Here is a 13102-nt window from a genome sequence, read left to right as displayed (position 1 = left end):
GTCTTCGCGCCACGAGGCCCGTGGGTCCTCGCCTGCCACCGACTTGGACCCGAACCTGGCCCGATGACCGCACAGTCCTTGCCGCAAGCGATCAAGCTGATGAACCAGTCAATGGCCGCGCGCGACTACGCGCGCGCCAAGTTGACGGCGCTGCAGATCGTCGCCGCCGATCCGCGCCAGGCGGATGCGCTCGCCGTGCTTGGCGAGATCACCTTGATGCAGGGTCTGTGGGATGAAGCGAAGGCCTATGCCGAGCAGGCCGCGGCGGAGCGGGCAGGCGACGTCAGCCTGCTGTTGTTGTGCGCACGCGTGGCCCAGGCGCGCGGCGACAGCGCGGCGGCCCTGAACTGGTGCGACCAGGCCCTGGCGCGCAGAGCCGGGGACCTGTCCGCGCTGGTGTTGAAAGCCTCCGCCCTGGAGCGCGCCGGAGACTGGCAGCAGGCCGAGGCGATACTCGCGCGGGCAATGAACGCATCAGCGCCGACCGCTTCCGCCGCCCAGGTCTGGGCGCAGATCCTGTTGCGCAAGGGCGATGCCAAGGCCGCGCGCAAACTGGTCGACAAGGGTCTTGCACAGTACACGCCGCTGCGGCCTGCGCCGGCCCCGGTCAAGGCACGCCTGCTTTTCCTCAAGGCCAAGGCGCTCGACCGGATGCAGGACTACGATGGCGCGTTCCGCACCGCCCTGCAGGCCAAGGCCACCGCCGCCGTTCCCTTCGATCCTGCGGCCTTCGTCGCACGCATCGATTCGATCATCCGCACATTCGACCGCGAATCGCTTGCGACCCGGCCACGCGCGCGTCCTACCGGTACACGCCATGTCTTCATCGCCGGGATGCCGCGCTCGGGCACCACTCTGATCGAACAGATCCTGGATGCGCACCCCAGGGCCGCCGGTGTCGGCGAGGCCAAGGAGATCGACATCCTGGCCGCGCGATTGCCGGCGATCTTGTCCACCACCCTGGGCTATCCGGAATGCATCAAGCTGCTCTCGCAGCCGCAGCTGGATGCCCTGCGCGCCGACTACGAGCAGGCGCAAGTGCGCCACGGTTTCGGTCCTGCCGAGGTCTACGTCAACAAGAACCTGGAGAACCATGTCCATCTCGGACTGATCTCGATGTTGTTCCCGGATGCCGTGGTGATCGTCCCGCGGCGGGACCCGCGGGATCTTGCGGTGTCCTGCGTGATGAGCAATTTCAAGGCGGAAAAGCACCCGTACCTGTCGACGCTGGAGCACATTGCGCTCGCCTGGCGCCAATGGGAGCGCCTGATGGCGCACTGGAAGCGCGTGATTGGACCTGCGTTTCCTGGATGTTGCCTACGCGGACCTGGTCCGCGACCAGGACGGTTGGACCCGCCGGATGCTTGAACTCGCCGGGCTCGACTGGGACGAACGTTGCGCCAGCTTCTGGCAGTCGGGGCGCACCGTGATGACCCTCTCCTACGATCAGGTCAGTCGCCCGATCTACGACACATCCATTGGCCGCTGGAAGCATTACGAATCGCAGCTCGCGCCCTTCGTCCGCGCCATGGGTGGGCCGGACGCATTCAACTGAGCGCCACGCACCGTGCAGATCCCGGACATCCGCCAGCGCCTGGCCGCCCTCGGGGCCAGGCCCATCCACGAGCAGGCCGTGCTCAAGGCCTGGGTCCGCGGGTGGCCGCTGGACCGCTGCAAGGGCGAGCCCGAGAAGTTCTTCCCGGCGAGCTTGCGCGCGGCCTTGCCCGGTCTGGCCGTCGAGTTCGACGAGCTGGCGCGCGAGGTCTCGCAGCACCCGAGCGCCGATCGCTCGATGCGGCTACTGGTCAGGATCGGCGGCGGGCAGACGGTCGAAAGTGTCCTGCTGCCGCGCGACGGTGTGTGCGTTTCCACCCAGGTGGGTTGCGCGGTGGGCTGCGTGTTCTGCATGACCGGGCGCGAGGGACTCAAGCGCCAGGTGGGGAGCGCCGAGATCGTCGCCCAGGTGGCGCTGGCGCGGCGCTACCGCACGGTCCGCCGGGTGGTCTTCATGGGCATGGGCGAGCCGGCGCACAACCTCGACAATGTGATGGACGCCATCGAGCTGCTCGGGACGGTGGGCGACATCGGGCACAAGAACCTGGTGTTCTCCACCGTGGGCGATCCGCGGGTGTTCGAGCGCCTGCCGCGCGGCCCGGTCAAGCCCGCGCTGGCGCTGTCGCTGCACACCACCCGGGCCGATCTGCGCGCACGCCTGTTGCCGCGCGCCCCGCGCATCGATCCGGCCGATCTGGTGGAAGCCGGCGAACGCTACGCGCGCGCCACCGGCTACCCGATCCAGTACCAATGGACCCTGCTCGAAGGCATCAACGACAGCGACGAGGAACTCGCCGGGATCGAGCGGCTGTTGTCCGGCAAGTACGCGGTGATGAACTTCATCCCGTTCAATGCCGGCGACGGCCTCGAGTTCCGCCGGCCTTCGCTCGAACGCGCGCGCGAGATGGCGCGCCATCTGCATCGACGCCACATCCTGACCAAGCTGCGCCAGTCGGCCGGGCAGGATGTCGACGGCGGCTGCGGCCAGTTGCGCGCACGGGCCGAGCGCGCCGGCGCGATGCAGCCGGCGGCCGTCGGCTGACTCGTGTCAGTTGATCTTCAGCAGTTCCACTTCGAAGATCAGGGTCGCATTCGGCGGAATCACGCCGCCGGCACCGGCGGCGCCGTAGCCGAGCTGGGACGGAATCGTCAGGCGGTACTTCGAGCCGACCGACATCAGCTGCAGGCCCTCGGTCCAGCCCTTGATCACGCGATCCAGCGGGAAGCTGATCGGTTCGCCGCGGTCGTAGGAACTGTCGAAGACCTTGCCATTGGTCAGCGTGCCCTTGTAGTGCACGGTCACGGTGTCGCTGGCCTTGGGCTTCGGCCCGGTGCCTTCGGTCAGCACCTCGTACTGCAGTCCGCTGGCGGTGGTGATCATGTTCGGGTTCTCCTGGATGGCGGCGGACGTGGGCGCGGGGGCGGCGGGCGGGGTGGATGGGCTGCAGGCGGCCAGCATTGCGGCGGCGAGCGCTGCGGCGATCAGGTACTGCTTCATCGAGTCTCCGGGTTGATTGCTGGCGGCCCAGGATCGATCGCTTCGGGTGCCAGTGGCAAGAAGATCGAGGCGCCGCGGCCGGCGAGGTTGACGCTGCCGTAGCGCTCCGCGCACAGCGCGCGGTTGGCCTTGACCACGGCGTCCGCCTGGCGCTTGCGCTGCAGGCCTGCGCGGGCGGGATCGTTGTCGAGCAGCAGCCGTGCGTCCAAGCGGCCGCGGCCAGGCGTCGCCGATGGGGACAGCTCGCATTGTCGGTCACTGCGGCCGCGCGCCCTTCACCAGCGCCAGCTGGCCTGCGGATCAGCGCAACACGGCTTCAGCGCCAGGCCGCCCAGGCCACTGGCGGGCGCGCCGGTCCCGGCACGAAGTAGTCGACCAGCGAGGCGCCCGCCGCCGCGCCGCTGGTGGGCTCGATCGCGGTGACCACCAGTTGCGTGTCGATCGCGCCGGCGGCGGCATCCGGCTGCAGCCGGGCATGCGGCGCCAGCCCGAGGCAGGCCGAGCGCGCGGCATGGTTGGCGACCAGCGCCGCCTGTTCCGCACGATCCGGTCGCCATGCGCGTCCTCGGCCAGCCGCACCTGCGGCAGGCCCCGCCCGGCCCCGGCCCCGTCTGCCCTGGCGGTGGTCGCGGCCCGCCGCGGGGCCGGCCCGGGCCGGGGGCGCCGGGCCCCGGCCGCGGGGGCGCGCGGCGGCCCGCCCCCCGCCCGGCCACCACCCCCGCCCCCGCGCGGGGCCCCGCCCCGGGGCGGGCTCCCGCGCCGGGGGCTAGGGGGCGCACGGGGGGCCGCCGGGGGCCGGGGGGGCGGGGGGGGTGGGGGGGGTTTGGTCTGGGGCGCAAGGGCGCGGAGGCGCAAAAGAGGAGACAAACGCGATGCCGCGGAGATCCCGGCAGTTGCCGTCTTTGCGTCCTTTGCGTCCCTTTGCGTCCTTTGCGCTACTCAATCACAGGGTCGTCGTTCGGCACAGGGAACGGAATCCATCCACTCGCGGGTGGCGGGCGATCCCTACGCGGACGGATCTCATGCGCTCGCGGGTGGCGAGGGATGCGATCGCGCACGGATTTTCCTCCGCGCGGGGGTGGCGCGGGATGCGTTCGTGGGCTTGAGTGCATGCATTCGCGGATGGCACTGAACGGGTTCGCGGATCGATTTCACACGCCCGCGGGTGGCTGGGGATGCGTTCGCGGGCTTGAGTGCATGCACTCGCGGGTGGCGCGGAATGCGTTCGCGGATCGATTTCACCCGCCCGTGGGTGGCTGGGAATGCGTTCGCGGGCTGGAGTGCATGCACTCGCGGGTGGCGCGGAACGGATCGGCGGATCGATTTCACGCACCCGCGGGCGGCGAGGGATGCGTGCCCGGATGGGAAACGGTGCCCTTGTGGGTGGCGATGGACGCGCTCGCGGAGGGCGCGAGATGCGTCCGCGCACGTATTTCATGCGCTCGCGGGTGGCGGGAGATGCACCAGCCAGGTGCGATGCGCGCATGGCCGGGGTTTTCCCTTATCTTCGTCGCATCGCCGTCAGCCGCCGGCGGACAGGGGAGCAGCGTCGATGAGCGTGCCGGAGGATTCGGTCGAGTTGCAGGCGCGCCCGATGCGGGTGCCGCCGACCCTGACCAGCTTCGTGCTGTCGCTGGTGGTGATGCTGATGACCTGCGGCGTCGCCTGGTACCTGCATGGCCAGGCGCGCGTCGCCCTGATCGACGAGATCCAGGGCAGCCTGGCGCGCCTCGCACGGCTGACCGCCGCGCGCATCGACGGCGATGTGCACGACCGCCTGCGCCAGGGCGTGCGCAAGGACAGCGCGGAGTACTTCGCGCAGAACCGCTTCATGCTGCAACTGCCGGCGATCGACCCGGAGATCGCCTACGCGTACACCGCGATCGAACAGGACGGGAAGGTCTGGCTGATCCTCGACACCGAGCCGCCCGACGGTCCCGACGACATGGAGGTGATGCAGCCCTACGACGATGCCCCCGAAGCGCTGCGCACGGCGCTGCGCGAGCGCAAGTCGCTGATCTCCCAGCCCTACACCGATCAATGGGGCACCTTCATCACCGCCTATGCGCCGTTCAACAACCGCGCGGGCCAGTTCGCCGGGGTGGTCGGTGTGGACCTGGGACTGGCCCAGTACGAGGCGCGGCTGCAGGCGATGCAGCGGGCGACCTGGGCGATCTATGCGGCGGGCACCGTGCTGTCGATCCTGATCGGGCTGGCGCTCTACTGGTCGTACAAGCGCGGCGGCGCAGTCGAGCAACTGGGGCGGCAGCTCAATAACGTCAATGCGCTGCTGCAGGTGTCCAAGGTGCTGGGGTCGAACGTCGGCCTCGACAATCTGCTGCCGCAGATCGTGTCCAGCGCCACCTCGGTGATGCGCGCCGAGCGCTCCAGCCTGTTCCTTTACGACAAGGGCAAGCGCCAGTTGGTCGGGCGGGTCACCGAAGGCGCCGGGGCGGGGCAGGAATTCGTGATCCCCGACAGCCGCGGCGTGGCCGGGCGGGTGGTGCGCACCGGGCAGATGGCCAATGTCAAAGACCCGCGCCAGGATCCGGATTTCGACGATGCCTTCGACCGCCAGTCCGGCTTCCACACGCGGGCGATCCTCGCGGTGCCGATCCTCGATTCCAAGAAGAACGTCCTCGGCGTGCTGCAGGCGTTGAATCCGCGCGACAACCAGCCCTTCGACCACAACGACGAGCTGATGCTGACCGCGCTGGCGGCCCAGGTGCAGGTGGCGCTGGAGCGCGAGCGCCTGAACCAGACCGCCAGCGAGAGCCGCAAGGTGGACGATGCGCTGCGCTTCGCCCAGTCGATCCAGCTCGGCATGCTGCCGCAGCGCTTCCCGGATCCGGCCGTTTCCGGGGTGGAGCTGCACGCGCGCCTGCTGCCGGCCAAGGTGGTCGGCGGCGATTTCTACGACTTCATCTGGATCGACTTCAACCTGCTCGGCCTGGTGATCGCGGATGTGTCGGGCAAGGGCATCCCGGCGGCGCTGCTGATGGCCAAGGCGATGACCCTGATCCGCGCCCACCTGGATGCCTTGCAGAACCCCGCCGAGGCGCTGCGCAAGGCCAACGAGGAGCTGGCCAAGGACAACGACCAGGCGATGTTCGTCACCGCCTTCGTGGCCATGTTCGACGTGCACACCGGCGAGCTGACCTACAGCAATGCGGGGCACAACAATCCGCTGCTGCTGCGCGAAGGCGCGGCGCAGGAGATCGGCGGCGGCATGTCGGTGCCGCTCGGCGCCGACGAAGGCGCGGAATTCGGCAACTTGCAGGAACAGTTGCAGCCGGGCGATGTGCTGTTCCTGTTCACCGATGGCGTCAGCGAGGCGATGGACCCGGAGAACCAGGAATACGGCGATGCCCGCATGCGCGATTGCCTGCTGGCCAACTGCGCCCTGCCGATGGCGGGTCTGATCGATGCCTGTGTCGACAGCGTGCGCAGCTTCGCGCGCGGCGCGGCCCAGAGCGACGACATCACGGTGATGGCGATGCGCGTGCCGGCGGATTGATCCCGTTGCAAAAGGTCGCGAGCGTGGAGCGTGCACCGTGCCCCACGCAGACGGATATGATCGCGACAACTCCCGGCACGGCGGACGGCATCGATGGGCATGTTCAAGCGCGAACGGCTCGCCCAGGTCGAGGCGAAGGCAGCCAGCGATGGGCCGAAGCACACGGTCCTGATCGTCGACGACGAGGAAGGCAACCTCAAGGCGCTGCGCGGCGTGCTCGGCAGTGCCTTCAACATCCTCGAGGCGCGCGACGGCCAGGCCGCGCTGGAACTGCTGCAGTCGCTGCCGCCGGAGCAGGTCCCGAGCGTGATCCTGAGCGACCAGCGGATGCCGCGCATGACCGGCGTCGAGTTGTTCTCGCACTTGCGCGAGAGCCTGCCGGCGACCATCCGCATCATCATCACCGGCTTTGTCGACGTCGGCGCGATCGTCGATGCGATCAATCGCGCCGGCATCTACAAATTCGTGGTCAAGCCTTACGACCAGAATCAGCTGCGGCTGGAAGTGGACCGCGCCATCGAGGCCTCGGAGGAGCGCAAGCGCATCCAGGGGCAGATCCAGGACCTGGAATCGAAGGCGGGCGAGAGCCTGCGCAAGCTGGAACGCAACATCGAGGCGCTGCGCCGGGCGCATGCCGAGATCGCGCGCGCCGGGCTGGTGGACGAGCTGACCGGCCTGGGCAACCGGCGCTTCCTGATCAATGCCCTCGATGGGCGCGAGATCAGTGCGCGCCAGGCCGGCGCGGATCCGCAGGACACCGCCCGCAGCGCCTTCCTGGTGCTCCAGGTGGACGACTTCGCCGGGATCAACGATCGCCATGGCGAGGCGGCTGGCAATGCCGTGTTGCGCGGCGTGGCTGCCGTGCTGCGCGAGCGCGCCCCGCAGGGCGCGGTGCTGGTGCGCCTGGACGGCGCGACCTTCCTGCTGCACCTGCCCGCGGTGGACGATGCGCTGGCGCGCAGCTTTGCCCGCGGGCTGGCGAACGCGATCGGCGCTGGCGGAATCGACATCGGGACCGGTGAGCCCTTGCGCATCAGCTGTTCCATCGGTGTCGCCGGCCTGCCCTTCGTCGAAGGCCAACCGGCGCTCGCGGGCTGGGAACTGGCCTACGCGGTCGCCGGCGGTGCGCTCCGCCTGGCCCGTCGCGCCGGCCCCGGCAGCGTCGTGTCGCTGTCTCCCGCGGGCGCATTGCCGGACGGTTTCGCGCGCGCCGTCAGCAGCGATCCGCAGCCGCTGGTCGACGCCGGCGTGCTGCGCGCAGTGGGCGAGTCCTAGGTGTCGTTCTCAAGCTCTGCCAGCGGGCTTGCACGCGCGTTGACGGCGTGGTTCGCGGGCTTGCTGCTTGCGCTGTCGCTGTTGGCGGGTCCGGCACAGGCACTGCCGACGATCGAGGTGATCGAGAGCGAATCCGGCCGCATGCTGACGCCGGAGCTGGTCTACTGGCATGAGCCAGAGGGGACTGCGGATGCCGCGGCAGCGTTCGCACGGATCGCAGGCAAGGATTTTGCCCCTCTGACGGGCGGTCGCGCGAATTTTGGGTTCAAGCCAGGCGCGCACTGGTTCGCGGTGCGCATGGTCAACCTCGACATCGAGACCACGCGCTGGCTGTTGCTGGTGGAGTCGCCGCTGCTGGACCGGATCGACATCCACTTGCGCCACGCCGACGGTCGCATCGAGCACCAGGTGGCCGGTGACCACCTGCCGTTCTCGGCGCGCGCGCTGTCCTATCGTTATCCGAATGTCTGGCTCGACCTGCCGCGTGACGAGCCGGTCGACCTGCTGATCCGGGTGCAGAGCGGCAGCTCGATCCAGATGCCGCTGCTGCTGTACTCGCCCACTGCCTTCGCCGATGCCGCCGAAGACCAGGTCGTGGCCGGGCTCTACTACGGCTGCCTGGTGGCGATGCTGCTGTTCAACCTGATCCTGGGATACGGGCTGCGCGATTTCGGCTACGTCTGGTATGCGTGCAGCCTGATCGGCGCCGGCATGGCGGTGCTCAGCCTGTATGGCCTGGGCTTCCAGTACCTGTGGCCGGATGCGCTCTGGTGGCAGGAACGCGCGCCAGCCGTCAGCGCGGCGCTGGCGCATATCTTCGCCAACCAGTTCAACCGCAGCTTCCTCGATCTCGGCCGCCGCTGGCATTGGGGTGACCGCATATCGGTGGTGATCATCGGCGCGCTGGTCGTGCTCATGCTGTCCTTTTTCTGGTTGCCCAGCCAGATCTCCTATCGCGTGATCACCGCGCTGGCGCTGCCGAGTTCGCTGTGGCTGCTGTGGGTCAACATCAAGGTTCTGCGCGGCGGCTACAAGCCGGCGCGTTATGCCCTGCTGGCCTGGGTTGCGCTGCTCGCGGGTGCGATCAGCTATCCGCTCTACGCGATGGGCTTCCTCCCGCGCAACCTGCTCACCTACTACGGCGGGCAGATCGGTTCTGGCCTGGAGATGATCCTGCTCGCCATCGCGCTCAGCTACCGCTACGCCGCGCTGCGCAACGAGAACGAGCGCGTGGTGCGCGAGGCGAACGAGCAACTGGAAGCGCGCGTGACCCAGCGCACGGCGGAACTCAGTCGCGCAAACACCGAACTCAAGTCCACCCACGACCAGTTGGAGCAGGCGCACACCCAGCTGGTCGAGGCGCAGCAGCAACTGGTGCTGTCGGAAAAGATGGCTTCGCTGGGCACGCTGACGGCCGGCGTGGCGCACGAGATCAACAACCCGACCAACTTCGCCGACGTGGCCGTGCAGCAACTGGACCAGCGCCACGCCGAGTTCCGCGAATTCCTCAAGGAACTGGCCGGCGAGGACGCCGATGCCGAAGTCCTCGAAGCCTTCGACAAGCATTTCCGCGGCTTCGAGGAAATGACTGCGCTGGCGCATGAGGGACACAGCCGGATCAAGACCATCGTGCTCGATCTGCGCCAGTTCTCGCGCCTGGACGAGGCCGAGCGCAAGAGCGTGCCGGTGGCCGAGCCGATCACCTCGACCGTCAACCTGGTGCGCACGCGCTTCGGCGACATCCGCTTCGAGCTGGACCTCGACTACAACCCGCGTGTCGAATGCCACGCGGCCAAGCTCGGGCAGGTGTACATGAACCTGATCGTCAATGCCTGCCAGGCGATCGGCGATTGCACCGACGGCCGCGAGGGCCTGATCCGCATCCGCTCCGTCCAGGAAGGCAACCAGGTCCGCATCGACGTGATCGACAACGGCCCCGGCATGGACGAGGCCACCCGCCAGCGCGTCTTCGAGCCCTTCTTCACCACCAAGGACGTGGGCTCCGGCACTGGCCTGGGTCTGTCCATCGTGTTCGGCATCGTGCGCGACCACAAGGGCAGCATCGAGGTGGCCTCCACCCCGGGCGTGGGGACGACCTTCAGTTTGCGGTTGCCGTTGGGTTGAGGCGCGGGAAGAAGAAGCGGGATTGGGGGCTGGGGATTGGGGCGTGTCCGGGGAGGTTCCGCGCGAGACGCTGTTGAGCGCATGCGCCAAAACACCCGGCTGTAGAGTACGCCGCGCACACGCCCCAATCCCCAATCCCCAGCCGCCGCTTCTTCTCTCCCATTGCAGCCCCCGACCCACGGCTGCAGACTGCGACGTCTTCCACGCCGCCCCTGCCCGCCGATGGCGATCGCCAACGACATCACCAGCGCGCTCGCACGGCCGCAGACTTTGGCGGAGGACTGGCCGCAGCTCAGCCACAGCAAGGAATGGGCACCCGGTCAGCAGATCGGTCCGTATTGCCTGAAGCGCCGTCTGGGCGAGGGCGGCATGGGGGTGGTCTGGCTGGCCGAACAGTTGCAGCCCTTGCAACGCGAGGTTGCGATCAAGGTCATGTCCGGCGAAAGGCGCGACGCCTGGGCGGAGACCTGGTTCGAGATCGAGCGCCAGGCGCTGGCGCAGTTGTCGCATCGTGGCATTGCGCAGATCTACGACGCCGGCCGCTTGCCGGATGGCGCGCTGTTCTTCGCGATGGAGTATGTGCCCGGGGTGCCGCTGGACGAGTTCCAACTGCAGCACCCGCTGGATCCGCGCGCGCTGGCGGCGCTGTTTGTGCAGATCTGCGCGGCCGTGCAGCACGCCCATCAGCGCGGCCTGATCCATCGCGATCTCAAGCCGCTCAACGTGCTGGTGCAGATGGCGGACGGCGAGCCGGCAGCCAAGATCATCGACTTCGGCATCGCGGTGCGCGCACTGCCCGGCGTGGCCACTCCGTTCCGGGTCGACCGGGTGGTCGGCACGCCAGCCTACATGTCGCCGGAGCAGAAGCAGCCGGGCGCCGGCGGCATCGACGCGCGCTGCGATCTCTACGCGCTCGGCGTCATGCTCGGCGAGGCGCTGTGCCGCGCCGGCGGCCCGCCGACCGACCGCGAGTCGATCGACGTCACCGCCGTGCACGGGGCCGTGTGCCTGGAACTCGGCCGGAACGCCTTCGAGCGCAGCGTCGCGGCCGACGCGCTGCGCCCGCGCCTGAAGGCGGCTCCGCGGGAGCTGCTGGCGATCGCCGCGAAGGCGATGAGCGTGGATCGCGAAGCGCGCTACGAGTCCGCAGCGGCAATGGCCGACGACCTGGCCCGCTGGCTGTCCCGCCGCCCCGTGCTGGCGATGGGCGGCGGGCGCCTGTACGCCTTCCGCTGCCTGGTCCGGCGCAACCGCATCGCCAGCGTCGCCACGACGCTGGTGCTGGCGGCCATTCTCGGCGGCAGCGTTCTCGCCTGGACCGGCATGCGCGAGGCCCAGCGCGCCCGCGCGCTCGCCGAGCAGCGCCGCGACGACGCGGAAAAGCTGATCCAGTTCATGCTCGGCGACTTCGCCGACAAACTGAGGCCGATCGGCCGTCTGGATCTGCTCGACAGCATTGGCCAGGAAGCAATGAGCTACCTGGGAGATCGCGATGGCGTCGGCAATCTGGACAGCGCCATCCGGCGGGCCCGCGCCCTGCGCACACTCGGCGAGGTTCAGGTAACCCGGCAACAATTCGACATGGCTGAACGCACTTTGGCCACGGGGGCGGCATTGCTGGATCGATTTCGCGGGCAACCCAAGGCTCCAGCCGAACTCTGGTTCGAGCATGGAACGATCGCCTTCTGGCGCGGGTCGATCAGCTACCGGCGCCGGCAGCTCGAGACTGCCGAGCAGTTTTGGCTCGAATACTTGAGGAGCGCGGAACGCTTTTCGGCCGAGGCCGGAGGCGATCCCCGCGGTCTGGTGGAACGAGCCTCCGCTCTCAACAATCTCGGAACGCTTGCGCGCGAACAAGGGCGACTGAACGCGGCACTGGAGTTCTTTCTCAGGTCTGCGGAAATCAAGCGCTCCATGATCCAAGGTCCGAACGACCCGGCGATGGGCGATTTGGCAAATTCGCTGGCTTGGATCGCAAACGTGCGTGCAGCCAAGGGTGAACTGGCGGAAGCATGGAAGGGCGCATCGGATGCGCTGGCGATCGTTGCCGCACTGAGCAAGGCAGATCCCACCAACGGACGACTGCGACAGCGCGAAATCAACTACCGCTACATGCTGGCAGACTACGCCCAGCAACTCGGAGACGATGATCGGGCGGTCGAGTATCTGCAACCTGCCTTGGAACTGTCCCTTGAGGATGTGCAGGCAGACCCTTCCCAGCCTCGGCGTCACGCGATGCTTGCTCGGGTGGGATTCGCCTTGGCCCGTCTGGGTTCGGCGCCGCCAGCGCTACGGGCTGGTAGCGCGCAATCCGCGGATACCGCGATGCAGGCAGTGGCCGTAGATGCGGTATCCCAGGATGAGCGCCGTGAACTGGAATTGCTTCGTTGCCTTGCCATGGTTGCGCGCGCTGGGTCGGCCGAGCGGGTGCAATCATGGCGGGCATGCGCACCACCACTGTTGGTCCTCGAAGCGAGTGAGCTGAATTCGATAAGGCTGCAGATCGCGCTCGCGGACGTTGGCGAGGATGTCGCCCCGGGAGAAAATGCCGCGGTCTGGCCCTTGCTTGAAGGCCGGCTGGATGCCGTCAAGGACAAGGAAGAACAGTCGCTTCATGTCATTCAGTTGCGGTGGATCCTGGCCAAGGCCACCGGCAGCGAAACGGAAGCCCTGGAATGGCGTCGTCGTCTCGACGATGTGCGTGAGAGGTTGCGCTTGAAAATCAAAGAACTGGAGGCAGCATGAGTCTGGACAGCAAGCAGGTCACGATCACCGTCAGTCAGGATCCAAAAACTTCGGATTTGATCATCTCTGGCGACACGCCGGTTTCACTGAGTGGAAACGGAGTGGTTGTTTATGAGCTGGTGGACGAGACCGGGCTCGGTCTGGAGTGGGTCGGGATGTCGTTCTGCGTCGATGAGCCGTGGTGGAAGAACGAATTCCTGCGCGCGCAGCTGAGCGACGCCACGCATATCGAAGTCTTTTGCACACCAAATATTGGCCAGCCCAATCCGGTGTGGGGTGCCTATGTCTTTTACTTGACGTTCAAGGGAACAAAGAGGGGCGTCAGCGGGAAAATGTGGTCCTTCGATCCGGAAATCGACTGCGAAGAGCCGCTCTGATCGTCGCCTGGG

The 13102-nt window shown here is 67.9% G+C and carries 10 protein-coding genes; 8 read left to right on the top strand and 2 right to left on the bottom strand.

Features of this window, described 5'->3' with window-relative positions:
* Positions 1-63 precede the first annotated feature (63 nt).
* From IPK27_15140 to IPK27_15130, 3 genes are read left to right on the top strand one after another with little or no spacing between them, the layout of a single operon-like run.
* Positions 64-1368: a sulfotransferase gene (locus IPK27_15140; protein ID MBK8068897.1), complete on the top strand. Its 1305-nt coding sequence runs from the start codon at positions 64-66 to the stop codon at positions 1366-1368.
* On the top strand, positions 1361-1555 hold the full coding sequence (locus tag IPK27_15135) for a hypothetical protein (protein MBK8068896.1): 195 nt from the start codon (positions 1361-1363) through the stop codon (positions 1553-1555). Before IPK27_15140 ends, IPK27_15135 begins: the two co-directional genes overlap by 8 nt.
* A 12-nt stretch (positions 1556-1567) precedes the next feature.
* Positions 1568-2596: an RNA methyltransferase gene (locus IPK27_15130; GenBank protein MBK8068895.1), complete on the top strand. Its 1029-nt coding sequence runs from the start codon at positions 1568-1570 to the stop codon at positions 2594-2596.
* A gap of 6 nt (positions 2597-2602) precedes the next feature.
* Here IPK27_15130 and IPK27_15125 read toward each other — a convergent pair whose 3' ends face one another.
* On the bottom strand, positions 2603-3052 hold the full coding sequence (locus IPK27_15125; GenBank protein ID MBK8068894.1) for an FKBP-type peptidyl-prolyl cis-trans isomerase: 450 nt from the start codon (positions 3050-3052) through the stop codon (positions 2603-2605).
* Positions 3049-3261: a hypothetical protein gene (locus IPK27_15120; GenBank protein MBK8068893.1), complete on the bottom strand. Its 213-nt coding sequence runs from the start codon at positions 3259-3261 to the stop codon at positions 3049-3051. Before IPK27_15120 ends, IPK27_15125 begins: the two co-directional genes overlap by 4 nt.
* A 1343-nt stretch (positions 3262-4604) precedes the next feature.
* On the opposite strand from IPK27_15120, the gene IPK27_15115 reads away from it, so the two are divergent.
* From IPK27_15115 to IPK27_15095, 5 genes are all read left to right on the top strand, one after another.
* Positions 4605-6569: a SpoIIE family protein phosphatase gene (locus IPK27_15115; GenBank protein MBK8068892.1), complete on the top strand. Its 1965-nt coding sequence runs from the start codon at positions 4605-4607 to the stop codon at positions 6567-6569.
* Positions 6570-6668: 99 nt separating this feature from the next.
* Positions 6669-7844: a response regulator gene (locus IPK27_15110; protein MBK8068891.1), complete on the top strand. Its 1176-nt coding sequence runs from the start codon at positions 6669-6671 to the stop codon at positions 7842-7844.
* 39 nt (positions 7845-7883) lie between these two features.
* Complete coding sequence (locus IPK27_15105) at positions 7884-9968, top strand: hypothetical protein (GenBank protein MBK8068890.1); 2085 nt, start codon at positions 7884-7886, stop codon at positions 9966-9968.
* 222 nt (positions 9969-10190) lie between these two features.
* Positions 10191-12713: a serine/threonine protein kinase gene (locus IPK27_15100; protein ID MBK8068889.1), complete on the top strand. Its 2523-nt coding sequence runs from the start codon at positions 10191-10193 to the stop codon at positions 12711-12713.
* Positions 12710-13090: a hypothetical protein gene (locus IPK27_15095; protein ID MBK8068888.1), complete on the top strand. Its 381-nt coding sequence runs from the start codon at positions 12710-12712 to the stop codon at positions 13088-13090. Before IPK27_15100 ends, IPK27_15095 begins: the two co-directional genes overlap by 4 nt.
* Positions 13091-13102 lie beyond the last annotated feature (12 nt).

Source organism: Rhodanobacteraceae bacterium, from assembly GCA_016713135.1.
GTDB lineage: Bacteria > Pseudomonadota > Gammaproteobacteria > Xanthomonadales > SZUA-5 > JADKFD01.
This window is presented reverse-complemented; position numbering and strand designations above follow the sequence as displayed.

Bases quoted from the DNA above. Each gene is read 5' to 3' on its own strand.
- IPK27_15140 (MBK8068897.1), top strand. From the start codon at position 64: ATGACCGCACAGTCCTTGCCGCAAGCGATCAAGCTGATGAACCAGTCA.
- IPK27_15135 (MBK8068896.1), top strand. From the start codon at position 1,361: ATGCTTGAACTCGCCGGGCTCGACTGGGACGAACGTTGCGCCAGCTTC.
- IPK27_15125 (MBK8068894.1), bottom strand. From the start codon at position 3,052: ATGAAGCAGTACCTGATCGCCGCAGCGCTCGCCGCCGCAATGCTGGCC.
- IPK27_15115 (MBK8068892.1), top strand. From the start codon at position 4,605: ATGAGCGTGCCGGAGGATTCGGTCGAGTTGCAGGCGCGCCCGATGCGG.
- IPK27_15110 (MBK8068891.1), top strand. From the start codon at position 6,669: ATGTTCAAGCGCGAACGGCTCGCCCAGGTCGAGGCGAAGGCAGCCAGC.
- IPK27_15100 (MBK8068889.1), top strand. From the start codon at position 10,191: ATGGCGATCGCCAACGACATCACCAGCGCGCTCGCACGGCCGCAGACT.
- IPK27_15095 (MBK8068888.1), top strand. From the start codon at position 12,710: ATGAGTCTGGACAGCAAGCAGGTCACGATCACCGTCAGTCAGGATCCA.